Source organism: Aestuariibaculum suncheonense, from assembly GCF_014596935.1.
GTDB classification, from domain to species: Bacteria; Bacteroidota; Bacteroidia; order Flavobacteriales; family Flavobacteriaceae; genus Aestuariibaculum; species Aestuariibaculum suncheonense.
Window position 1 is genome coordinate 409618 of the sequence record NZ_JACVXC010000003.1, and the last position, 26084, is coordinate 435701.

A 26084-nucleotide genomic window follows, 5' to 3' on the forward strand; every position below is an offset into this window, starting at 1 on the left:
GTTCGTACACAAACATATTAAATTTAGCGGATATTCATAACTATTTCATCAGGTTTATTAACTTAGAATAATAGATTTTAACAAATTTTATGATTAAATGTATAATCTAAATCTATTCGGTAAAAAGATATAAATTAAAAGTTCTCTATTGCACATTTGATAACTGCTGGTAAAAAACTGCATACTGTTGGTTGCTTGGATATAATTCGACCAATCGTTTGGCTATATTTTTTGCTTTACTTTCATTGTTGAGATTCGCATAATGATATGCCAAAGCATACAATAAACTTTCGTTATTTGAATCTACTTTCAACCCTTTAGCTAAGATTGATTCTGCTTTATTAGGTTGATTTAATTTATCGTAGAGCAAACTTAAATTATAGTAAGCTCTAATATACTCAGGCATTTTGATAATGGTTTGTTCTAAATATGTAATGGCTTCTTCTTCCCTATTTAATTCGGCTAACAACAGGGCTAAAGAATAATAGGTTGGACCATATTCTGGTTCTTGTTGAATAATAAGTTTAAATGTGTCTTCTGCTTTTTTATAATCTCCTGTATTGTAATATAAATTCGCTAGCGTTAACCTTAAATTATTTTCTAGATTATCAACCTCCAAGGCTTTTTCATAATAAAAAATAGCCTGTTGCAAATTGCCTTGTTTTATATAATAATTGCCTTTTCTTGCCAACCCACCAGCAAAATCGGTATTCAGATTGATATAGGTATCAAATTCCTTTTTCACTTTAGTGTAAACTTCCTTATACTCCTCTGGAATTTGAAGTTCATTGACTCCTGCCAAAGCATAAAATGTTTTTACACGAACCGTTCTTTTAGGATCTTTTAAAAGTGGTAGCAAATAATTAAGATAATCGGTATTGTTGATGTTACTCAATACATCGACACTCGTTGCACGAACCAAAGGTGATGCATCATTTAATCGGGTTATATATTCGTCTATATGTTGCTGCATATCATAATTTGATAACGCCCGCAAAGCGGAAGCTCTCACCAATTCGTTTTCTGAAGTATTATGAATTAAATCAATTAAACCGGCATCAGCATGAGCGACTCCCAGTACACCTGGAGCCAACTTATCTGAAAAATGTAATGAGTCTACTGTTCCGTAAAGTTTCTGAAAAGATTCCCATGCCCATGTATTATCTTTGGTTTCATGACAACCTACACAGGCATTTGGCGCATTGTAATTTAAACTTAAATCAGGTCGAGGCACTCTAAAACTATGGTCACGTCTAAAATCGTTACCCATATAATAACGTCCAGGCATATGGCAATTAATACATGCGGCACTTTCAGTTCCCATCTCATGCTTATGATGCTCTGAAGTATTATATCTTGCAGGCACATGACACTGTGTACAAAGCGCATTGCCTTCCATTTTTAATTTCAATGAATGTGAATTATGACAATTGTTACAAGCCACATCATTTTTATACATTTTACTTTGCACAAAAGATGTGTAAACATAATCTTCATCTAAAATCTGTCCGTCTGGATAATATTGTGGTTCTACAATTAAATGCGGGAAATAATGATCTAAAAATGAACCCTGATAATTATAATTTTCAGTGAATTGTTCACGACGGGCATGACATCGAGCGCACTCATCAACCAACTGTTTTGGCTCTATATTACTAGTCATTTTCATAGTTCCTGTTGGCGCATATGTTTTCCCCAAACGTTTAACGTCGTCAACATGTTGTTTTCCCGGACCGTGACAGGCTTCACAATTTACATTGATTAAAGCATATTTGGTGTCATAACTATCGTTCTTTAAACTGTAGTTTTTTCTAACGTTTGTGGAATGACAATCGGAACACATGGTATTCCAGTTTAAGCCTTTATTCGTCCAGTGTAACCACTCGTCGTGGACTACCCTAAAATCCGGAAACAGATTAAACCATTTCTTTTCAACAGAATCCCACGCTGTGCTTAAACACTGAAAAGCGCCATTGGGAAATTGCACAATATACTGCTGCAAAGGTGTTACACCATAAGTATAAACAATTTTATAATCCTGATACGCACCATCTGGTCCTTCGGTATTGACATAATAATCACCATTCTTTTTATAAAACTTTGAAGTGACTTCCTGACTGGTAAATGTTTCTCCTTTAAAGTCTGCCAAAATAGAAGTACTATCTGCAATTTGCATGGCTTTATCATGATAAGAACCCTGCCAGTCTTTAAATTCTGAATTATGACATGTTTTACAAGTTTCATCACCTAAAAAATGATCATCAGGAATTAGAGCTGTAGATGTAAAAATATCATTCTTTGTTATGGCTTCATATTTTTTTTCTTCTTTACAGGAAACCAATAAAACAATTGAAATAAATACGCTAAATAAACTTATAACAGCACGAGAATTAAGGGAGATAGTCAAAATATTTATCTTTAAAATCACACAATAAATTGTAGTATAAATGTAACTTAATTTTGACTTAGAACTACTATAAATTAAACATAAAAAAAGGCGTTAAAACTATGTCTTAACGCCTTTTTAATCTGTTATAAATACTATCTCAACTCTGGAATAGCACAAACATCCATATCGCCATAATCTAAATTCTCACCAGCCATACCCCAGATAAACGAGTAGTTACTTGTACCCGAACCTGAGTGAATAGACCATGGTGGAGAAATCACTGCCTGATTATTTTGCATCCAGATGTGTCTTGTTTCTTGCGGCTCTCCCATAAAGTGACAAACTGACTGTCCTTCAGGAATTTCAAAATAGAAATACACTTCCATTCTACGATCGTGAACATGCGCAGGCATGGTATTCCAGCTGCTTCCTACCTTAATAGAGGTCATTCCCATTTGTAACTGACATACATCTACTACGCTATTTACAATGTACTTTCTTAAAGTACGCGCATTAGCTGTTTCAGGAGATCCTAACTCAATCACTTCAACATCATCTGTTCCAATTTTCTTTGTTGGATACGCTTTATGCGCAGGTGTTGAATTTAAGTAGAACATTGCAGGACTATCGCCAGATGCACTTGCAAATACAACGTCTTTATTACCCTGACCTACATATAAAGCTTCCTTGTGGTTTAACTCATAAACAGTACCATCTACAGTTACTGTTCCCGTCTGACCAATATTAATGATACCAAGCTCCCTTCTTTGTAAAAAGAATTCTGCTTTAAGCGGATCGATAGCATCTAATGAAACGGATTTAGAAATCGGCAACACACCTCCCGTAATAAAACGGTCGTAGTGCGAATACACTAAATTTAATTTATCGGCTTCAAAAAGATTTTCAATTAAAAATTCGTTTCTCAATTGCGCTGTATCATACCCTTTTACTCCTTGAGGGCTTGATGCGTAACGCGATTCATAACTAACTGACATAATTTATAGTTTTAGTTTTTTAAATTATTTTGCTTAAACGATTAAGCTATGTACACAGATAAAATGAAGTTTATCCTAATGACTGTCTTTTAATACAAAACCACAGTTAAACTGATGGCTCCATGAGCACCAACCACCAAACATTGTTCTATATCGGCTGTTTTTGAGGGTCCTGAAATGAAGGTTCCAAAGGTTCTTTCACGCTCAGAAATAGCATCAAAAACCTGATGCATGTGCAAATAAACAGCATTTTTAGGGACTACCAAAATTAAATCGTTGGTAATAAAAGGTAAAGCACGTACAACAATTTCCTGGTCTGAAACCCAAACCGCTCCATTCTCAGCAACAGCGAAGTTTCCTTTTATAATGGTTAAATCAATATCTTCCAGTGTATGTGGATTGGTATCTTTTGAAACAGGAACCGTTCCTAACGCAGATTCTTTCATACAAGAAACAATCTTTGAAGCTTCGGGATACAAGGCTTTTATTTCAGCATCGATAGTATCTAATCCATTTATTTCTAAAAGACGGCCGCCAACAAATTCAATATTTTCTTTAAAGCGTTCAATAAGATTGATGTCTTCATCAAAAACACTTAAATCGATATCTGGTAATGGTAAGGCTTCCGGCTTGTTTGCTTTTACAGCTTTTAATATAGCTTCTCTACTCATTTTTCTGTCTTTTTTTATACCAATCTTCAAAATTATCACCTTTTACTTCAGGTAAATCTCTGGCGTGACCCCAAGTGTTTATTTTCGAATTTATTAAAGATTTTGGCGTATGCTTCAACATGAATCGCGTGGATTTACCAACAAAATCGTAAGTTTTTGGTTTAGCTAAAACACTACCAGCTGCTTTCATTACTATTTTCTTTACGAAGGGTTGTGGCACTTCTTTAACGATAATTTGTCGCCACTTATATAACTGTTCGTGAATATTAATTTTTACCGGACAAACATCGCTGCATGACCCACAAAGTGTAGAAGCAAATGGCAACGAACTGTGCTTAGTTAAGTCTTTTCCTGGTGATAAAATAGAACCGATAGGCCCTGGAATAGTCGCATCATAACTATGTCCGCCGCTACGTCTGTAAATTGGACAGGTATTCATACACGCCCCGCATCGGATACAGTGTAATGATCTTCTGAAATCTTCACGACTTAATTGCTCGGTTCTTCCATTATCAACGATAATAATATGCATTTCCTTACCCTCTTCTGGTTTATTGAAATATGAAGAATACGTGGTAATAGGTTGCCCGGTAGCACTTCTTGCTAATAAACGTAAAAAGATTCCTAAATGTTTTTCCTGCGGAATTAATTTTTCCATTCCCATACAGGCAATATGCACTTTAGCTAGGTGTGCTCCCATATCGGCGTTTCCTTCGTTTGTACATACTACAAATCCGCCTGTATCGGCCACAGCAAAGTTTACACCGGTAATCGCTGCATCGGCTTGTAAAAACTTACTACGGAGATGCTTTCTGGCTTCACGGGTTAAGTATTCCGGGTTTCCGCCACTTGGCTTGGTGCCCAAATGTTCCTGAAACAATTCGTCGACCTCTTCTTTGGTTTTATGAATCGCCGGTAACACAATATGACTTGGTGGTTCTTGAGCCAACTGTACAATACGCTCACCTAAATCGGTATCAATTACTTCAATATCATTAGCTTCCAAAAACGGATTTAAATGACATTCTTCAGTTAGCATCGATTTACTTTTTACAATCTTTTTAGCATTGTGTTTTTGAAGAATACTGTGAACAATTTTATTATGTTCTTCGGCATTGGCTGCCCAATGCACAATAACACCATTTTTCTTGGCATTTTCTTCAAACTGCACCAAATAGCTATCTAAATTAGATAATACATTGGCTTTTAGTGCTGAGGCATAATCACGAAGTTGTTCCCAACCTTGTACTTTATGAGCTTGCTTATCGCGTTTCTGCCTAACAAACCATAACGCTTTATCGTGCCAGTTTACCTTGGCTTCGTTTTCATTAAATTTTGCTGCTGCTTCTGCATGTGCCATAATTAGATACTACTGTTTAAAATTTCTGCTATGTGCATCACCTTAAGTGGCTGTTTATTTCTGTTGATTAGCCCTTCCAAATGCATTAAACACGAATGGTCGGCACCGGTAATCACTTCTACGTCGCTATCAATATGATCCTGAATTCGATCTTTACCCATTTTCACTGAAATGGCTTCTTCAAACACCGAAAATGTTCCTCCAAATCCACAACATTCATCAGCACGGTTCAATGTTTTAAGCTCTAAGCCTTTTACTTCTTTCAATAGATTTTCTTCAGTTGAAAAATGGGGATCCATACGCTCTGAACATGACCCCAAACGTAAGCCACGTAAGCCATGACAGCTTTTATGAATACCTACTTTATGCGGAAAAGATGCTCCTAAATCGGTTTTACCAAGTACTTGATATATAAACTGACATAATTCGTAAGTATTATCTCGAACACGTATAACATCTTCGGTTTGTTCTAAAATATCAAAATGCTTTTTTACATGATACACACAACTTCCCGAAGGTTCAACGATATAGTCATAATTTTTAAAATTCTCTACAAACAACTGACAAGTTCCTTTAGAATCGTCTTCGTATCCTGAGTTTCCTAAGGGTTGTCCGCAGCAAGTTTGCCCCAATGGATACTCTACATCGACTCCCAGTTTCTCCAGAAGTTCTAATGATGCAATTCCGACTTGCGGGTAGAGTTGATTTATATAACACGGTATAAATAAACCGACTTTCATTTTTATATATTTTTAATTACTATTAATTACTTCTTGAAATACCAAGTGCTAAACCACGTAATTCTGCTAGACCACGTAAACGACCAATAGCCGTGTAACCCGCGTAAGCTTTATTATTTTCTAAATCGCTTAACATTTGGTGACCGTGATCTGGGCGCATTGGTAAATGTATATTTCTTTGTTTTTCTATTTCTAAAACGGCTTTTACTACATCGTACATATCTGTAGAACCGTCAAGGTGATTGTCTTCATAAAAACTACCATCAGCTTCCCGTCTTACATTTCTAAGGTGTAAAAAGTGAATACGATCAGCAAATTTTCTAATCATACTCGGTAAGTCGTTATCCGGGTTTGCTCCTAACGAGCCTGTACAAAATGTAATTCCGTTTGATGGACTATCTATAAAGTTCACTAAATCTTCTAAATCGGCTTCCGATTTAATAATGCGTGGTAAACCCATGATATCCATTGGTGGATCGTCTGGGTGAATGGCCATCACAATACCGTTTTCTTCACATACCGGAATCACTTCATTTAAGAAGAATGATAAATTCGCTTTTAAATCAGCATGCGATAGGTTATCGTACTGCGCTATCATGTCTTTAAATACAGGAATCGTTAAATCATCTACCGTTCCTGGTAAACCTTTTAACACATTGTCTTCAAGAGCTTGTTTTTCTTCAGCAGACATGTCAGCAAAACGCTGTTCAGCTAAAGTTAGAATTTCAGAAGTATAGGCTTCTTCTACCCCTTTGCGTTCCATAATGAATTTTTCAAAAACCGCCATTTCAACTTTATCAAAACGCAACGCTGTACTTCCGTCCTCCAGTTTCCAGAAAAGCTGCGTACGTGTCCAGTCTAACACCGGCATAAAATTATAACATACGTTTTTAATACCACAAGCTGCCACGTTACGTAAACTTTGCTTGTAGTTTTCTATACGTTGTAAATAATCACCTTTACGTAATTTTATGTTTTCGTGAATAGGAATACTCTCAATAAAGCTCCAAGCCAATCCAGCATCTTCAATAAGATTTTTCACTTTTTGAATTTCGCTAACTTCCCAAACCTCTCCATTCGCCACATGGTGTAATGCCGTTACCACACCTGTTGCTCCTGCCTGTTTTATATCTGATAATTTAACAGAGTCTGAAACCCCAAACCATCTAAATGTTTCTTGCATTGTTTTAAATCTGAATAAAATTAAACCCCACTAAACGCACTAAATCCGCCATCAACTGGAATTACAATTCCGGTTACAAACTTTGAAGCATCAGAACATAAATAATGTAACGCCCCATGTAACTCGTCGGCTTCTCCAAAACGTTTCATTGGTGTGTTTTTAATAATAGTATTTCCTCTATCGGTATAGCTTCCATCTTCATTTAATAATAAAGCACGATTTTGATTTCCGATGAAGAATCCCGGAGCTATGGCATTTACACGTAAGCCATCTCCATATTTTGTAGCTAACTCTACTGCTAACCATTTGGTGTAATTATCAATCGCTGCTTTTGATGCTGAATATCCAGCTACGCGTGTAATCGCTCTTTCGGCTGCCATAGAAGAAATATTAATAATGACCCCTGATTTATTCTTCACCATTTCTTTACCAAAAATAATAGAAGGAATAATACTCCCGAATAAATTTAAATCGACTACTTTTCTGAAGTCATCCATATTGATGTCGAAAAACGATTGTGTTGGTCCTATAGTCGCTCCCGGCATATTACCTCCGGCTGCATTAATCAACACGTCGATTTTTCCGTAGTTTGCTATAATCGCATCCGATACGTTTTGCAAGCTTGCTTCATCTACAACGTTACACAAAAATCCATCAACCTTTTCGCTAATCGATTTCATGCGCTCAACAGTAGCATCTACAGTATCTTGCTTGTAATGTAATATAATTACCGTAGCACCTTGCTCTAAAAGGTACTCGGCCATACTGCCACCTAAAACACCGCCGCCGCCGGTAACCAGTACAACTTTATTTTCTAAATTAAATTGGCTCATTTATTCTTTGATTAGTTTATAAAATCATGATGATGCAAGCAAATTTACATATATACTTTACATTTACTGTACTGCACTGTACTGTTTATTCATTTTTTAAAAAATAAATATTCCTTTTAAAAATTCTTTAAATTATTAACAATCAAAAAACAAAGAACTGATAATTTGACACGAAAAACCTTTTCAAATAATAACAATATTTCGGTTTTCAGGTTAAAATAATATCAATTTATCAAAATTTTAATCATATTACAGTACAGTACAGGATAGAAACAAAAATCACTTCAATTAATTTTGAAACAAATATTTTAAACATTCTCATGAATACACTTGAAAAAAAATTTAAATACGTAGATTATCTTTGGGATGATAAAAAAGCAGATAGTTTAGGTGATGACCAGGTAGCTTTATTTTTATACCGTTCAAATATATTAGGTGCAGACCTTAGAATTACCAACTATGGTGGAGGTAATACAAGCTGTAAAACCATCGAAAAAGATCCATTAACCAATGCTGAAGTTGAAGTAATGTGGGTTAAAGGTTCTGGTGGAGATATAGGTACCTTAACTCGTTCTGGTATTGCTGGATTATACACTGGAAGATTACGCGATTTAAAAAATGTATATGGAGGTTTAGAAGATGAAGACCGTATGGTTGGGTTATTTAACCATTGTATATATGACTTAGACAGTAAAGCACCGTCAATCGATACGCCGCTTCACGGTTTATTACCTTTTAAACACATTGACCACTTACACCCAGATGCACTTATCGCGGTTGCTGCTGCAAAAGACAGTGAAAAAGTAACCAAAGAAATTTGGGGTGACACTATGGGGTGGGTGCCTTGGCAACGTCCTGGTTTCGATTTAGGCTTACAGTTAGAAAAATGTTTAGCTGAAAATCCAGGTATCAGAGGTATTGTTTTAGGTAGCCACGGGTTATTTACCTGGGGAGACACGTCTTACGAATGTTATATGAACAGTTTAGAAGTTATTGAAATGGCTTCTGAATACATCACTAAAAAGATAGCTGAAAAAGGTTCTGTTTTTGGCGGACAAAAAGTAGAAAGTTTTCCACAAGAAGAGCGTCTTGAAAAAGCTGCACAATTAATGCCGTTATTAAGAGGTTTATGTTCTTCTGAAAACAGAATGATTGGTCACTTTGCGGATAGTGATGTGGTAATGGAATACATTAACAGTAACGATCTTGAGCGTTTAGCGCCAATGGGAACATCTTGTCCAGACCACTTCTTACGTACAAAAATTCAGCCTTTAGTATTAACGCTAGATCCTAAAGAAGACTTATCAGACGCTGAAGCTGTTTTAGCAAAACTAGAACCTGCTTTCGAACAATACAGACAAGAATACGCAGATTACTACAATACTTGTAAAAGAGATAACAGCCCTGCCATGCGTGATCCAAACCCGGTAATTATTATTTATCCTGGCGTTGGTATGTTCAGTTTCTCTAAAGACAAACAAACCACACGTGTAGCTAGTGAGTTCTACATCAATGCTATTAACGTAATGCGTGGTGCTGAAGCGATTACAGAATATACGTCCTTACCTAGACAAGAAGCTTTTGATATCGAGTACTGGTTGCTAGAAGAAGCTAAATTACAACGTATGCCAAAAGAAAAACCATTATCTCGTAAAGTAGCGTTCGTTACTGGTGCAGGAGGTGGAATTGGTAAAGCAATTGCCGATAAATTAGCTGAAGAAGGTGCTAACGTGGTATTAACAGATATTAACGAAGAAAGCTTAAAAGAAGCTCACGCTACTTACAAACGCGACGTTTCTACTTATGCGGTTTGCGATGTTACCAATACGGATTCTATTGCTGCTGCTTACAAAAAAGCATGTTTAGAATTTGGAGGTGTTGATATTGTAGTACACAGTGCTGGTTTAGCAATCTCTAAATCTCTAGAAGACACAACAGATAAAGACTGGAATATATTACAAAGCATCTTAGTGAAAGGGCAGTTTGACTTAGCGAAACAATTCGCTACTATTGCTCGTCAACAAAACTTAGGTGGTGATTATATTGCTATCGCTAGTAAAAATGGTTTAGTTGCCGGACCAAATAATGTCGCTTATGGTACAGCTAAGGCTGCACAACAACACATGGTGCGTTTATTAGCAGCCGAGTTAGCTAAAGATAAAGTACGTGTAAATACAGTAAACCCTGATGGTGTTATTGTTGGAAGTAAAATCTGGGAAGGCGCTTGGGCCGAAGGTCGTGCAAAAGCTAACGGAATTACCGTAGAAGAACTTCCTGCATTTTATGCCAAAAGAAATTTATTAAACGAAATCATTACTCCTGCGGATATTGCTAACGGTGTCTTCACTTTTGTAGGTATCTTGGATAAATCGACAGGTAATATTATAAATGTAGATGGCGGAATGGCTAATGCATTTGTAAGATAAAGGATAGTTAGTTTTAGTTTGTAAAAAACTTCCATAACTATAGTCAAATATATATGGGAGTTTTTTTTTCAATTTTAGATACCTCATTTTCTTTACTTAATTTACTGAAAAATGATTGTATCTTGTAGTAACCAATTACAATAAGAGAGATGAAAATAGAGCAAAACCACATTCAGGATACGAATAAATCTGGTTTACAATCACATAAGGAAAATTTCGATTTCTTAGCAAATAACCTTTCTAAAAAAGGTGCTAATGTAGAAGCGATTATTAATAAATTAAAAGACTTTCAAATCGCTATTCCAAGCTGGGCTTTAGGTGCTGGCGGAACGCGTTTCGGACGTTTTTCTTTCTACGGAGAGCCATCTAGTTTAGAACAAAAAATTCAGGATATCGGGTTAATCCACTCATTAACACAAACAGCTGGCGCGGTATCTTTACATATTCCATGGGATATACCGCAAGATTACGCTGCAGTTAAAGATTTAGCAAACGGATTAAACATTAAGTTTGATGCCGTTAACTCGAATACCTTTCAAGATCAAAAAGATGCTAAAGAAACGTACAAATACGGTTCTTTAAGCAACACAAGCGAGGCGGTAAGACAACAGGCTATTCAACATAACTTAGATGTTATCAATATTGGTAGCAAATTAGGGTCTAAAAGTTTAACAGTTTGGTTAGCCGATGGTTCTTGTTTCCCTGGGCAAAATAATTTTCAAACAGCATTACAACATACTGAAAACAGTTTAAAAGACATTTACAAAGGTCTTCCTGACGACTGGAGTATGTTAATCGAATACAAACCTTACGAGCCTAACTTCTACAGTACGGTTATTCAGGATTGGGGAACATCGTTCATGTTAGCCAATGCTTGTGGAGAAAAAGCGTACTCATTAGTAGATTTAGGTCACCATTTACCAAACAGTAATATTGAGCAGATTGTTTCTGTGTTAATGTTAAAAGGTAAATTAGGTGGTTTCCACTTTAACGATAGTAAATACGGTGACGACGACTTAACCGTTGGAAGCATCAAGCCTTATGCCCTATTCTTAATTTTCAACGAATTAGTTTACGGTATGCAAAACAATCCGCAAAACCCGGATTTAGCTTGGATGATTGATGCCAGCCACAACGTAAAAGACCCTTTAGAGGATTTAATTCAATCTTTAGAAGCTATTCAGGAAGCTTACGCTAAAGCTTTATTAGTTGATCAGGCTGAATTAAAAGCAGCGCAATTAAATCATGACGTTGTGAAGTGTCAGGAAATTTTACAAGACGCTTACAGAACCGATGTTCGTCCGCTTTTAGCTGAAGCCAGACGTCTGGCTGGTGGTGCTTTAAGCCCAATTAACGCATACCGCACATTAGGTGTTAGAGATACATTAATTGAAGAAAGAGGAAAACACACTGTCGCAACAGGTTTATAAAAGTATGATAGATGTAACTGCTGTATTTGACATAGGAAAGACCAATAAAAAATTCTTCCTATTCGATAAAGACTACAAAGAAGTTTATAAAGAATATACAAGTTTCGAGGAAATTGAAGATGAAGATGGTCATCCTACCGAAAATTTAGAAGCGCTTCAAACATGGTTAAAAAGTGTGTTTCAAAACATTTTAGATGCTCAGGAGTTTAATGTTAAAGCGATTAACTTTTCGACTTACGGAGCTAGTTTTGTGCATATCGATGAAAACGGAGAGGTACTTACGCCGCTTTACAACTACACAAAACCTCTCGACCAAGAGATTGTTGATTCATTTTTAAACAAATACGGTCCTAAAGAGGAGTTTTTAAAAACTACCGGGTGTTTCGATTTAAGCTTGCTAAATTCAGGTTTACAATTGTATTGGTTAAAGTACAGTAAACCTGAGATATTCAAAAAAATCAAATATTCGTTACATCTCCCACAATATCTAAGCTATGTGTTTACCGGAATTCCATTAAGCGAATACACCAGTATTGGTTGTCATACTGCGCTATGGGATTACACAAAAAAAGATTACCACGAGTGGGCATATAAAGAAGAATTACATCATATTCTTCCCTCAATTGTTTCTACCGAAACAAGCATTAATATGAACTATAACGGCCGACGCATTAAAATTGGCGTTGGTATTCACGATAGTTCTTCAGCTCTTTTACCTTACGCACGAAGCATTAAAAAGAAATTTGTTTTAATATCAACAGGTACTTGGAGCATTACTTTAAATCCGTTTGCAGACCATCCGATTATTGAAGATACACATGATAAGGATTCTATCAATTACATGCGTATCAACGGAAAACCTGTAAAAGCAACACGTTTATTTCTAGGTAACGAATACAAAATTCAGGTTGGTAAACTTCACAAACATTACAACGTTTCTGAAGATACTCACCGCCATATCAAATTTAATTACGATATCTATACCGAAATTGTAGATAATTTTGAGCATATGTTTAAATGGGAAAGTCTGTCGTCAAAAGATATGCCCGCGGAAACAAAACTCCCTTATACCGATTTTGAGCATGCCTTTCATCAGTTAATGATGGAATTGGTAGAACTTCAGATAAAAAGTATAGAAGATGTGATTGACGACAACGAAATTAAACGTTTGTATGTTGATGGTGGTTTTAGCGACAACGATTTATTCATTAAACTATTATCGCATAATTTCAGAAATATGAAATTAAGAACCACCGATTCTTCATTAGGATCGGCTTTAGGCGCTGCCATTTGTATTTCCGATAGCAAACTGAATTCTAAATTCCTTAAAAAGAATTATTCATTAAAAAAACACGTGCCATTCATTATAAAATAGCCTATTGAACTAATAACTAACTAAATTAAAATACTTAAACGTATGACACAATATCATCAAGAAGAAGACATGATCGAAGATATTGCTGGAGGAGAATTTGAAAGAATCCCGGTCCCGCAATCAAAATTAAAAGGCTGGAAAAGCTTTTTAGGCATGTATGCCGGTGAACATGCCGCAGGTACCGAATTTGTTATCGGTCCTTTATTTTTAACCGCCGGAGTAAGTGCCTTCGACTTAATTATTGGATTACTTTTAGGAAACCTTTTAGCTGTATTAAGCTGGCGTTTCCTTACTGCTGAAGTTGCCGTAAAAAACCGTTTAACCTTATATTTTCAACTTGAAAAAATTAGTGGTAAAAACTTAGTCACCGTTTATAATTTAGCCAACGGTATTTTATTCTGTTTCCTGGCTGGCTCCATGATAACAGTGTCGGCAACAGCTGTAGGTATTCCTTTTGATATGCCTATGCCTAAGCTTACCGATACCATGCCTAATGGCGTGACATGGATTGTTATTGTATTGGCTATTGGTGCGGTAATTTCTATCATCGCTGCACGTGGTTACGATACCGTTTCGAAAGCAGCAAACTATATGTCTCCTATTATTGTTTTAGCATTTTTAGCTTGTGGTATTGTTGCTTTAAATCAGTTAGGTGTCGGTAGTTTTTCTGAATTCTGGAACATCTGGGGAGAAGGTTCAGACCCTTTCCCCGGACAAATAAAATACACCTTCTGGCACGTAGTAATCTGGTCTTGGTTTGCTAACGCAGCCATGCACATTGGCATGTCGGATTTATCAGTATTCCGTTTTGCTAAAAAAGCAAGCTCAGGATGGACTACAGCTGCGGGAATGTATGTAGGTCACTACATGGCCTGGATTGCGGCTTGTTTGTTATACGCAGTATATTTGCAGTCACCTGAGGCACAAGCCTTAATTAGTGATGGGCAAGCGCCCTCAGTTGCTCCAGGGCCTTTAGCCTATAACGCTATTGGTGTTTTCGGAATTATCGCTGTAATTTTAGCAGGATGGACGACAGCTAACCCAACTATTTACAGAGCAGGTTTGGCCTTTCAGGCGATTATTCCTAAAGTATCTACTTTTTGGGTAACCATTATAGCTGGTACTATTGCAACTTTGGCTGGCTTATTCCCTGCATTCGCAATGAAATTATTGGATTTCGTCGCGTTTTACGGATTTATTTTAGCGCCAGTTGGAGCTGTGATTGTATTCGAGCATTTCTTTGCTAAAAAATATGGTATCATTAAAAACTACGCAGAACATGCGAATATTAAATTCAATAAATCAGTGCTATTTGCGTGGGCTATTAGCTTCGGATTATTCTACTTCATTTCTATTCAATTCGATATCTTTTTATCGTTTGTTACCTTACCAACATGGATAATGTGTGGGGTTTTATTTCTGGAATTCAGCAAGAAATTTCAAAAGCAATAAAACATCAATTCTATCATAATTCAAAAGCTCGTAAAATTCATTTACGGGCTTTTTTTTAATAAAATGCAATAAAGGCTGGATTATTCAAAAAAATACTATTCCAAATAAAGGTAAAAAATACATTTATTTATATCAAAATAGAGTCTTAGTTCTTATATTTGTACTCTCAATCTATTAATTAATCACAATTGTACACAATAAATCTTAAAACGGATAATTCAAACGGTTTAGAATATATTGAAATTGAGAATACCTCAATTCAAACCTCCGCAAAAATATATACTAGTCTAGGGGCTAGTTTACAAGCTTTAACCCTTAATGGAAAACAAATAATCACAGCATTAGACCCGCTACCTTATTCTGACACTTACGCCTCTTCTATTTTGTTTCCTTTTGCTAACCGAATAGACAAAGGCGCATATTCTTTTGAGGGGAAAACATTTCAATTCCCAATTAATGAACCGGGAAATAATAATGCTTTACATGGATTAGTGTTTAATAAAACTTTTAAGCTCATTAAACAGGTAACAGATGAACATCAGGCGGCAATAACTTTGGAATATGTTGAGGAAAACGTATCTAAAGGTTTCCCATATACATTTACTATTCAATTGGAATATGTTTTAACAGCCAACTCTTTAGATTTAAATGTGTCTGTAAAAAATACCGATAGCAAAACGTTTCCTTTTACCTTAGGATGGCATCCGTATTTTGAATCAGCAAACCTTTTCGATAGCACTTTAAAGTTTGATAGTAACAAGCAATTAACATTTAACGATCGTTGCATTACCACAGGAACCAAAGATGTTTCAGGGACTGAACGTTTTGAAATCAAAGATAAATATCTTGATGATTGTTTCTTGTTAAACCACAACAATATTACATTTAACACACCCGAATACAGTTTTGTAATGAGTAGCTCCTCAAAAGAAAGCTTTTTACAAATCTATACACCTCCTAAAAAGACACATGTGGCCATTGAGCCTACCACTGGTGTTTCAAATAGCTTTAACAATGTTATGGGGTTACAAACCTTAAAACCAAATGAGACCTATCACCTTAACTGGAATATTAAACTACAATAGTTAATTATGAATAATGCATTAGTGAACAAGGTAAAAAACACCTTTGTAGATAAATTTAACACGCAACCACTCGTAGTGTTTTCACCGGGGCGTATTAATATTATTGGGGAACACACCGATTACAACGACGGTTTTGTATTCCCGGCAGCCGTAAATAAAGGTATAGTGGCAGCCTTTCAAAAGAACGATTCAGATACCTCGGTAGCCTACGCTATTGATGTGGATGACACCATAGAATTTTCAGTAAACAGCATTCAACCTTTAGCCAAAGAGAGCTGGGGAAACTACGTATTGGGTGTTATTGCTGAAATTCAAAAAAAAGGAATCACCGTTGGGAACTTTAACGTGGTTTTTAGCGGAAATATTCCGGCAGGTTCGGGCATGTCGTCTTCTGCAGCACTTGAAAACAGTGTAGCCTTCGGATTAAATGAATTATTCGATTTAGGATTAACCCGAGAAGAGATGATTTTCATTTCACAAAAAGCAGAGCACAACTATGTAGGTGTAAACTGTGGCATCATGGATCAATACGCGAGCATGTTTGGCATTAAAGACCATGCTTTACTTTTAGATTGTCGCTCGATTGAAGCCAAACCTTTTCATATTGATTTTGAAGGTTACGAATTGATGCTGATAAACACCAACGTAAAGCACAGTCTATCTGATAGTGCTTATAACGATCGCCGTTCCGTATGCGAATCCATTTCTGAAATGCTAAACATTAAAGCCTTAAGAGATGCTACTGAAGCCGACTTAGAAACAATAAAAGACAACGTTACCGAAGAAAATTACCAGAAGGCTCTATTCGTTATTCAGGAAAACAAACGTGCTGAATTGGCTTCAAAAGCAATGACTGATGGCGATTTAAAAACCCTGGGGGAACTCATTTATGGGTCACACCATGGTTTACAACATCAATACAAAGTAAGCTGTGAGGAACTTGACTATTTGGTGGATCAGGCTAAAGAAAACCACCAAATTCTGGGAGCTCGTATGATGGGTGGCGGGTTTGGTGGCTGCACCATTAACCTGATTGCAAAATCAGCCGTTAACGATTTTAAAACAAAAATATCAGAACGTTATAAAAACAAATTTGGTAAAGACTGTTCTATCTATTCTGTAGAATTAGCCGATGGAACCAAATTGATAACTGACTAAACTTATTAATGATGAATACCGATTTACAAGATTACTCACACAAACGATTAAATATACTTACCGGCGAATGGGTTTTGGTGTCACCACACCGCGCAAAACGCCCATGGCAAGGTCAAAATGAAGCAGTTTCAAACGAAGTACGACCGTCTTATGACGACAGCTGTTACCTATGTGCAGGTAATACACGTATAAACGGCGAGGTAAACCCGAAATACGAAAATGTTTATGTATTCACCAACGACTTTGCTGCACTTCAAACCGATTCAAAAAGCTTTTCGGTTAATGATGGCTTATTAAAAGCGCAAAGCGAACAAGGCATTTGTAAAGTGATTTGTTTTAGCCCAGACCACTCTAAAAGTTTAGCCGATATGGCTCCTACCGAAATTGAGCAAGTGGTTTTAGAATGGCAAAATCAATATAAAGAACTTGGTGATAACGACTTAATCAACTACGTCCAGATTTTTGAAAATAAAGGTGCTGTGATGGGTTGTAGCAATCCGCACCCACATGGTCAAATCTGGAGTCAGACCACCTTACCAAACGAAGTTGAAAAGAAAGATACACAACAACGAAACTATTTCAAGGAACATCAAAAAAGTATATTAGGAACGTATTTAACTCAGGAATTAGAACAACAAGAACGTATCATTTTTGAAAATGATGGATTTGTGGTGTTAATTCCATTCTGGGCGGTTTGGCCGTTTGAAACGATGATTGTTCCTAAAAAGCATCAGACCAATATTTCTGAAATGACCGGCGAAGATACATTGCTATTTGCTGAAGCTATTTCGGTAATCACTAAGGCATACGATAAGTTATTCAATACTTCGTTTCCTTATTCAAGTGGTATACATCAGGCACCGACCAATGGTGAAGATAACAGTCACTGGCACTGGCATATGAGCTTCTATCCTCCGTTATTACGCAGTGCAACGGTTAAGAAATTCATGGTGGGTTACGAAATGTTCGGTTCGCCACAGCGAGATATTACAGCTGAAAGCGCTGTAAAAATGCTTCGAAACTTACTTTAAGATTCAGCATCTATAAAAACCAAATAAAACCTGATGTACCCATCAGGTTTTATTTTTTAAAGTCATACACTAAATCATAACTTCAAAAGTTATATTTTTAGCCTACAAAAGAAATGCCTTTAATGAAACGCTACATATACTTTTTACTTACTTTTTCATTTTTAATATTATGGAGTTCTTGTCGTAAAGATTTTGAGTTTTCACCAAGTACCGGAAATCTGGAATTCTCTAAAGACACTGTGTATTTAGACACCACTTTTACCAACATCGGCTCCAGTACTTACACCTTAAAAGTATATAACCGCAGTAGTACCGACATCAATATTCCGTCGGTGCAATTAGGTTTTGGTAATGCTTCAAACTACCGCTTAAACATCGACGGTATGGCTGGAAAAGTATTCAATAATGTGCAAATTCAGGCGAAAGACTCTATTTATATTTTTGTTGAATCGACTATAAATATAAACGATTTGGATAATAACGGAACCTTTTTATATACCGATCAAATTCAATTCGATACAGGTACCAACCAACAAAATGTAGAATTAGTAACTTTGGTTCAGGATGCGGTATTTATTTATCCGAATCGCGATTACGACACTAAAGTCATTGAAACCTTAACTTTAAATATTGGCGGTAAGGAATACGAAACCGATATTCAAGGACGCACCTTACAACCTAACGAACTCCACTTTACAAACGAAAAACCTTATGTCATTTACGGTTATGCCGCCGTGCCAAACGGCTACACCTTAACCATAGATGCCGGAGCGCGCATTCATTTTCATGAAAGTTCAGGGCTATTGGTGTCTGAAGGCGCTTCACTTCACGTGAATGGTGAGCTTAGTGCAAATCAAGACTTGATGGAAAACGAAGTCATTTTTGAAGGCGACCGCTTAGAACCTGACTTTGCTGATATTCCAGGTCAATGGGGCAGCATCTGGCTATTTGAAGGTAGTGATAACAACATTATTAATTATGCGACGATTAAAAATGGTTCCATTGGGATTTTATGCGATGGTGGTGCTGAAGCTTCCGAAGATGTTTTAAAAATTACGAATACTCAAATTTATAATAACTCTGGATTCGGAATCTTAGGAAGAAACACATCGATTACTGCAGAAAATCTGGTGTTAAATAATGCCGGACAATCGGCCTTCGCCGGTACTTTTGGCGGAAGCTACAATTTCACACACTGTACCATTGCCAATTACTGGAGTAATTCCAGACAGTTCCCTGCTCTGCTTTTAAATAACTTTATGATTGACGCTGACGATAACACGGTAATTACCGATTTAACCGAAGCCAATTTTAACAACTGCATCATTTACGGAAACGACAATCCGGAACTACTTTTAGATGAAGTTGAAAATGAAGAAGTTGTTTTTAATTTTAAGTTTACGAACTGTTTGATTCGCTTTCAGGATAACAGCAATTATTTTGATGGCCCTAATTACAATTTTGAAGACACAACGCATTACGAAGGAAATATCTTCAATCAGTCACCAGACTTCTTTAAGCCTAACGAAAATATGCTTATTATTGGCGAAAACTCAGCAGCCATTAATCAGGGGTTATCTGGTTTTGCTACGCAAGTGCCTACCGATTTGTTAAACGTAAACCGCACCACTGCTCCCGATTTAGGAGCCTACCAGCATATTACGTTTCCGGAAGAGGAGAATTAAAAATTATGCCCAAATTTTAAGATTAATAAATTTTAAAAACTTTAATTTGAACGAAATAAGAATTAACTCTCTAAACGAAATTCATGACTTACTTTCTAAATATAGAAAAAGTAACATTTTTAAATTTAGAGGGCAAAGCGATTCCTCTTGGGATTTAGTTCCTAAGGCAGGAAGGAAAGGTTTTGATAAAGTTCCAGACAAAGTTATTTTTTATCAGTGGAAACGAAGAGCTATATCTTTTTTAAATAAAGAAAATTACTCTGACTGGGAACTTTTAGCAGTAGCGCAACATACAGGTCTCCCTACGAGGTTTTTAGATTGGACTCATGTTCCGACAGTAGCTTTATTTTTTGCTGCTTCAGAAAACCAAGATAAAGATGGAGCTTTTTTTGTATTTAAACCGAACAAAAGTATTTTACACGAAAAAATAGATCCGTTTAATATTGAAATTCCTGTTATAATGCATCATCCTAGCGCTGCTTCTGATAGAGTTGCAAATCAATATGGTCATTTCACAGTTCATAATCCCCCTGAAACGCCTTTAAACAATAATACTTTAGATGGTTCTTTAATTAAAATTATCATTCCTTCAAATCTCAAAGTTGAAATTATCCATATGCTCAATCAATATGGAATTAATTATTTAAATCTATTCCCTGACTTAGAAGGGTTATCAAAACATTTAACTTGGTTTATAGAAAACTATGAATATTGGGACAAAAATTTTGATGAAAATGAAATTGAAGATTATTAAATTTTAACAAACCTCTCATTTCCCAGATAAACACCCCAATAATTTCATATTATCTATATGATTCAGTAGTTTTGCCGCCAAAAAAATGATTTGTGAGCTACGCGAAAAGAATATTCAAGAATTTGATGCAACAAACATACTACCACAAACGCCCTTTTGGGGACGTGTAAAAGAAAATCAGGGTTTCATTCCTAAAGGCTTCGAACTTACCATTTCGAAAGACTTATTGGTTAGCGATGCGAGTTCTATTGAAAAAAAAGGCGAAGATTTACTAATACTTATCAAGTACATCGACCAAAACCACTGCTTTGCCTATGTCCCTTACGGACCTAAATTAGAACCGGACTTTGAAAATCAAGGGCTATTTTTAGAGCAGCTTTCAGAATCTATTAAACCGCACCTCCCTTCTAACTGCATTTTTATTCGTTACGATTTAATCTGGGAAAACCAATGGGCTACCGAAAAAGAATATTTCGATCAAAACGGTAACTGGATTGGTCCGCCACCTAATCAAACACAGGAATTCCGCGTAAATTTTAATACCAACAACTGGAACCTTCAAAAAAGCGTTGGCGATAACCTGCCTAAAAACACCTTCTTCCTGGATTTAACCTTAGATGAGGAAGATCTCTTGTACAACATGCGCTACAATACCCGATACAACATCAGACGAGCGAGTAAAAAAGGCATCAACGTTCGTGAGTACGGCATAGACCACATGGCAGACTGGTATAAATTATATCTGGAAACCGCCAACCGACACGGTATGCCTGCACAAAACGAAACCTTCTTTTCCACCATCTTTAACAATCAGGACAACAGCAAACAAGGCGTTACCGTAAAAATGCTAATGGCCGATATAGATGGGAAGTTCCTCTCGTCTATGTTTTTAGTACTGTCTAAAAAACGAGGCACCTACTTATACGGCGCATCGGCAAATGATAAAAACAATTTAACCGCCAGTTATGCTTTGCAATGGGAATCGATGAAGATTTCGAAAGCATGGGGTTGCACTGAATACGATATGTTTGGCTCGGCACCTAACCTAAACCGAAGCCATCCGCTTCACGGTGTACATGTTTACAAAAAAGGCTTTGGTGGCGATTTATACCACCGTATGGGATGCTGGGATTATCCGTTTAATCAAAAACTATATGATTTGTATAAACTGCAGGAAATGCAGAATTAACCTGTAAAAGTTTCCCTCCTATTTTTATTAAACTTTAAGTTATGGTTATTCTTAAACACACAAATATCTGCTTAAAACAAGATATTTTACAATATCTGCTTAATTGCAGATATTTTTGCGTATCTGCTTTTTTATAGATATATTTGAGAAAAACAAAACCATGATTGCTGTTATAACCGGAGATATCATTAATTCCCGAAAAGGAGACATTGAAAGCTGGATAGCTCCTTTAAAGGAGACGCTTAACCATTACGGAAACGAACCTGAACACTGGGAAATATACCGAGGCGATAGTTTTCAGTTGGTACTAGCTCCTGAAAAAGCGCTGCTTGCAGCCATTCATATTAAATCGACAATAAAACAAGCTAAAACACGTGATGTTAGAATGGCTATAGGTATTGGTGAAGCAAAGTACAACGCTTCTAAAATAACCGAATCGAATGGTCCGGCATTTGTGTATTCAGGTGAATGCTTTGAAGATTTAAAAAAATATACTCTGGCACTGAAATCTGATTATCCAGCAATAGATGAATCGTTAAACATCATGTTAAAATTATCGCTTTTAACCACCAATAACTGGAGTAGTGTAGTCTCGAAAGTGATTGAAGCAGCTATTGAGCACCCCGAAAAAAATCAGCAGGACTTGGCTAAACTTTTAAACCGATCACAAAGTAATATTAGTGAAGCTTTAAAAAGAGGCGGCTACGAAGAAATCATGAACATGAACGCGTTTTACGTAAAAAATATTTCTAAATTATGATGAATCTTATAATAAAATTATTGGTTGCTCATGTTATAGGTGATTTTGTTCTACAGCCTAACAGTTGGGTCGAATCGAAAAAAAACAAAACCTTTAAATCTAAACACCTCTATTTACATGGCCTGGTTCACTTTATAGCGCTATTAGTTTTACTGCAATTTAACTGGTCTTACCTAGGTTCCATAATCCTAATTGTTGTCAGTCACCTGATTATTGATCTTGTTAAACTAAAACTGGAGGGTCACGTTAATTCGAGAGTACTGTTTTCCCTTGATCAAATATTACATTTAGGTGTTATTGGCATCGTGGTTTATATGCACACGCCCTACGTTATCGAATTCAACAAAATATATTCTACGGAAGCCCTTCTGTTTGTACTCGCCTTACTAACGCTAACTTTTGTATCTTCAATAATTATGAAAATAATCATGGGGAAATGGATTTTAGAAGAAGACAAGTCGGAAGATTCTTTAGAAAGTGCCGGTAAATATATAGGAATACTGGAGCGTCTGTTCGTTTTTGGATTTATCCTCCTCAATCAATGGAGTGCTATTGGATTATTGATAGCCGCAAAATCGGTTTTTAGATTTGGAGACCTGTCCAGAGCCAAAGACAGAAAGCTAACTGAATACATATTAATAGGAACCTTAATCAGTTTCGGATTAGCCATTTCAATAGGTTTATTATACTTGTATATCGTCGATAATTTATAGAAAACATACCACATTATAATAAAAAATCCCGCATCTTTCAGCGGGATTTTTTTATTGTAATTCAAACTATAAAGAGTCAATCGCTGCTTTAATTCGCTGAAATGCTTGTTGAATTTTAGCTAATGGCGATGCGATATTCATACGCATAAACAACTCGTAATCGGCTCCAAATGTCGACCCTAAAGCTAACCCCACCTTTGCTTTATTAAATACTAAGGCTTTTAATTGGGTTTTGTTAAGATTAAGTGCTGAAAAATCTAACCATACTTGATACGTGCCTTCCGGACGAATCATTTTTACTTGTGGCAATTCAGTTTTTAAAAAGTCTTCAATCCAGTTTACCGTTTCTTCTAAATACAAGACCAACTCGTCTACCCAGGCATGACCACTTGTATAGGCCGCCAAAATAGCATAAGCTGACAAAGCACCTCCTTGATGCAAATACATAGAGGTTACCAAACTGTTTATAACTTCAAACTGTGCTTTGTTTTCAGCATAAATATATCCATTGGCAATACTTTGCATACCAAAGGTTTTTGCCGGCGAGCCTAAAACTGCAATATGATTTTCTATATTTTCAAGTGATAAAATACTGTTGAATTTTGTCTTACTGAATACAATTTCAGAATGTACTTCGTCACTGACTATAATCACATTGTATTGATTGGCTAAATCCACCAACTTTTGTAATTCTTCATGGCACCAGACGCGACCAACAGGATTATGCGGATTACATAACAAAATCATTTTGGTATTACCCGATTTAAGTTGCTGCTCCATATGCTCAAAATCGAAAGCATAATGTCCATTTTCAATTTTTAACGGATTCTCTATAACGGTACGATTGGCGGTTTTGATAGCATTATAAAATTGATGATACACCGGCGTTTGAATCATGATGCCATCACTTTCTTTTGTTAGCGCCCGTAAAATAACAGCAATAGCCGTAAGCACGCCATTCACCTGAATGAACGCATTTGGGTTCATCTGTAAGCCGTGACGCTTTAAATTCCAGTTTGCCATAGCTTCTTTAACCTGCGGACTAATATCTTCATAGGCATAAATACCGCGTTCTACAATGTTTCGTAAGGCTTCGGTAATAGGAGATGCGACTTTAAAATCCATATCGGCAATCCATAACGGCATCACATCATCTGTACCCAAAACCATTTTTAAATATTTAGGATTATTCTTTACAAAATAATTTTCAACAGTGTGTTCAATATCGAATATACTCATAGGATAGTTTGTTTTTATAGTCGTTACCCAAAACTAGCAATATTGGTTTAGTTTACACCTAATTTTATATTGATTTTAAGATTCTAAATCTAATTGCGTTAGGGATTGGAGCAAGCTACCATGTAGCGCGTAAAGCCCGCCCCGAAGTGTCAACGAAGGGTAACGCCCAAAAACAAAAAATCCCGCTAAATGGGCGGGATTTATTTATTATAGATGCCGAAACCAGTTCAGCATGAAAAGCTTATTAAGCTACGAATAACGGTCTATCTGCCATTAATGCATTTACTTTATCGGCTACAGCTTCTAAAACAGCTTCGTCTTGGTAGTTCATAATCACTTCATCAATTAACTCAACGATTTGCTCCATTTCAGCTTCTTTTAAACCTCTTGTCGTCACTGCAGCAGCACCAATACGGATACCTGAAGTTACGAAAGGAGAACGCGTATCGAATGGCACCATGTTTTTATTAACCGTAATATCTGCTTTTACTAAAGCCTGTTCTGCATCTTTACCTGAAATATCTTTGTTACGTAAATCGATAAGCATACAATGGTTATCTGTACCACCAGAAATGATGTTGTATCCTTTTCCAACTAAAGCTTTCGCTAAAGCAGCCGCATTGGCTTTTACCTGTAACTGGTAGTGTAAAAACTCATCGGTTAACGCTTCGCCAAAAGCAATTGCTTTAGCAGCAATGATGTGCTCTAATGGTCCTCCTTGGTTTCCTGGGAATACAGCAGAATCTAATAAAGAAGACATTTTACGTAAGCTACCATCTTTTAAAGTGATTCCGAATGGATTATCGAAATCTTTCCCCATCATAATCATACCGCCTCTTGGACCTCTCAACGTCTTGTGAGTCGTTGTGGTTACAATGTGACAGTGTGGCATTGGGTCGTTTAAAATACCTTTTGCAATCATACCTGCCGGATGAGAGATATCAGCCATTAAGATAGCCCCAACACTATCGGCAATGACTCTGAAACGAGCGAAATCAATATCACGTGAGTAAGCCGAAGCTCCAGCGATAATTAATTTTGGTTGTTCTTTAGTAGCAATCTCTTGAATTTTATCATAGTTTAACACACCTGTCTCCTCTTCTACACCGTAAAATACAGGATTGTATAATTTTCCTGAAAAGTTTACCGGTGATCCATGTGTTAAGTGACCTCCATGTGATAAATCGAATCCTAAAATTTTGTCACCAGGATTTAAACAAGCATGGTAAACTGCTGTATTAGCCTGACTTCCTGAGTGTGGCTGTACGTTTACATACTCTGCACCAAACAAAGCTTTTGCTCTATCAATTGCTATTTGCTCTACTTCATCAACTACTTCACATCCACCGTAATAGCGTTTGCCAGGGTATCCTTCAGCATATTTATTAGTTAATACTGAACCAGCTGCCTCCATAACTTGATTACTAACAAAGTTCTCAGACGCAATAAGCTCTAAACCATGTAGTTGGCGCTCTTTCTCAGCTTGAATTAATTCAAAAATTTGTTCGTCGCGTTGCATATAAAATTAAATTCTAGTTAAATATGCAGCAAAAGTAACAAATAGATTAGTTAAATTCACCAAAAAACATATATTTACTATTAAGTTTTTGTCCTTT

21 protein-coding genes are annotated in these 26084 nt (G+C 36.4%); 12 read left to right on the forward strand and 9 right to left on the reverse strand.

Features of this window, described 5'->3' with window-relative positions; translation table 11 throughout:
- Positions 1-145: 145 nt before the first annotated feature.
- From ICJ84_RS10005 to ICJ84_RS10035, 7 genes are all read right to left on the reverse strand, one after another.
- Positions 146-2407: a tetratricopeptide repeat protein gene (locus tag ICJ84_RS10005; protein WP_194408549.1), complete on the reverse strand. Its 2262-nt coding sequence runs from the start codon at positions 2405-2407 to the stop codon at positions 146-148.
- Positions 2408-2541: 134 nt separating this feature from the next.
- The gene (gene kduI, locus ICJ84_RS10010; protein WP_188216254.1) at positions 2542-3384 is read right to left on the reverse strand and encodes a 5-dehydro-4-deoxy-D-glucuronate isomerase; all 843 of its coding nucleotides are present in this window, start codon (positions 3382-3384) and stop codon (positions 2542-2544) included.
- 89 nt (positions 3385-3473) lie between these two features.
- Positions 3474-4055: a LutC/YkgG family protein gene (locus tag ICJ84_RS10015; protein WP_188216255.1), complete on the reverse strand. Its 582-nt coding sequence runs from the start codon at positions 4053-4055 to the stop codon at positions 3474-3476.
- A complete protein-coding gene (locus ICJ84_RS10020) occupies positions 4048-5415 on the reverse strand; it encodes a lactate utilization protein B (RefSeq protein WP_188216256.1) in 1368 nt (455 codons plus the stop codon). The genes ICJ84_RS10015 and ICJ84_RS10020 overlap by 8 nt, the downstream gene beginning before the upstream one ends.
- A gap of 2 nt (positions 5416-5417) precedes the next feature.
- Positions 5418-6155 carry a (Fe-S)-binding protein gene (locus ICJ84_RS10025; protein WP_188216257.1) on the reverse strand — a complete coding sequence of 246 codons (738 nt, stop codon included), beginning with the start codon at positions 6153-6155 and terminating at the stop codon, positions 5418-5420.
- Positions 6156-6177: 22 nt separating this feature from the next.
- Positions 6178-7338 carry a mannonate dehydratase gene (uxuA, locus tag ICJ84_RS10030; protein ID WP_188216258.1) on the reverse strand — a complete coding sequence of 387 codons (1161 nt, stop codon included), beginning with the start codon at positions 7336-7338 and terminating at the stop codon, positions 6178-6180.
- 20 nt (positions 7339-7358) lie between these two features.
- Positions 7359-8171 carry an SDR family oxidoreductase gene (locus ICJ84_RS10035; protein WP_188216259.1) on the reverse strand — a complete coding sequence of 271 codons (813 nt, stop codon included), beginning with the start codon at positions 8169-8171 and terminating at the stop codon, positions 7359-7361.
- A 320-nt stretch (positions 8172-8491) separates the two neighbouring features.
- Here ICJ84_RS10035 and ICJ84_RS10040 point away from each other — a divergent pair, with 320 nt between their 5' ends.
- The 12 genes from ICJ84_RS10040 (at position 8492) to ICJ84_RS10095 (ending at position 23229) form a co-directional block, all read left to right on the forward strand.
- Positions 8492-10597: a bifunctional aldolase/short-chain dehydrogenase gene (locus ICJ84_RS10040; protein WP_188216260.1), complete on the forward strand. Its 2106-nt coding sequence runs from the start codon at positions 8492-8494 to the stop codon at positions 10595-10597.
- Between the two features lie 149 nt (positions 10598-10746).
- A complete protein-coding gene (locus tag ICJ84_RS10045; protein ID WP_188216261.1) occupies positions 10747-12027 on the forward strand; it encodes a sugar isomerase in 1281 nt (426 codons plus the stop codon).
- Positions 12028-12031: 4 nt separating this feature from the next.
- A complete protein-coding gene (locus ICJ84_RS10050) occupies positions 12032-13402 on the forward strand; it encodes an FGGY-family carbohydrate kinase (RefSeq protein WP_188216262.1) in 1371 nt (456 codons plus the stop codon).
- A 42-nt stretch (positions 13403-13444) separates the two neighbouring features.
- A complete protein-coding gene (locus ICJ84_RS10055; RefSeq protein ID WP_188216263.1) occupies positions 13445-14854 on the forward strand; it encodes a purine-cytosine permease family protein in 1410 nt (469 codons plus the stop codon).
- A gap of 188 nt (positions 14855-15042) precedes the next feature.
- Entirely contained in the window at positions 15043-15939 is an 897-nt protein-coding gene (locus ICJ84_RS10060) for an aldose 1-epimerase (protein WP_188216264.1), read from the forward strand.
- 6 nt (positions 15940-15945) lie between these two features.
- Positions 15946-17097: a galactokinase gene (locus tag ICJ84_RS10065; protein ID WP_188216265.1), complete on the forward strand. Its 1152-nt coding sequence runs from the start codon at positions 15946-15948 to the stop codon at positions 17095-17097.
- Between the two features lie 11 nt (positions 17098-17108).
- Complete coding sequence (locus ICJ84_RS10070; RefSeq protein ID WP_188216266.1) at positions 17109-18128, forward strand: UDP-glucose--hexose-1-phosphate uridylyltransferase; 1020 nt, start codon at positions 17109-17111, stop codon at positions 18126-18128.
- Between the two features lie 122 nt (positions 18129-18250).
- Positions 18251-19813: a hypothetical protein gene (locus tag ICJ84_RS10075; protein ID WP_188216267.1), complete on the forward strand. Its 1563-nt coding sequence runs from the start codon at positions 18251-18253 to the stop codon at positions 19811-19813.
- A 46-nt stretch (positions 19814-19859) separates the two neighbouring features.
- Positions 19860-20567, forward strand: coding sequence for an FRG domain-containing protein (locus tag ICJ84_RS10080; RefSeq protein ID WP_188216268.1), 708 nt, complete (start codon positions 19860-19862; stop codon positions 20565-20567).
- Between the two features lie 85 nt (positions 20568-20652).
- Complete coding sequence (locus tag ICJ84_RS10085; protein WP_188216269.1) at positions 20653-21756, forward strand: lipid II:glycine glycyltransferase FemX; 1104 nt, start codon at positions 20653-20655, stop codon at positions 21754-21756.
- Positions 21757-21916: 160 nt separating this feature from the next.
- Entirely contained in the window at positions 21917-22516 is a 600-nt protein-coding gene (locus tag ICJ84_RS10090) for a SatD family protein (RefSeq protein ID WP_188216270.1), read from the forward strand.
- A complete protein-coding gene (locus tag ICJ84_RS10095) occupies positions 22513-23229 on the forward strand; it encodes a DUF3307 domain-containing protein (protein ID WP_188216271.1) in 717 nt (238 codons plus the stop codon). Before ICJ84_RS10090 ends, ICJ84_RS10095 begins: the two co-directional genes overlap by 4 nt.
- Positions 23230-23295: 66 nt before the next feature.
- Here the strand turns inward: ICJ84_RS10095 and ICJ84_RS10100 are convergent, their stop codons facing one another.
- Positions 23296-24468, reverse strand: coding sequence for a MalY/PatB family protein (locus tag ICJ84_RS10100; protein ID WP_188216272.1), 1173 nt, complete (start codon positions 24466-24468; stop codon positions 23296-23298).
- Positions 24469-24712: 244 nt separating this feature from the next.
- The gene (gene glyA / locus ICJ84_RS10105; protein WP_188216273.1) at positions 24713-25987 is read right to left on the reverse strand and encodes a serine hydroxymethyltransferase; all 1275 of its coding nucleotides are present in this window, start codon (positions 25985-25987) and stop codon (positions 24713-24715) included.
- Positions 25988-26084: the final 97 nt, after the last annotated feature.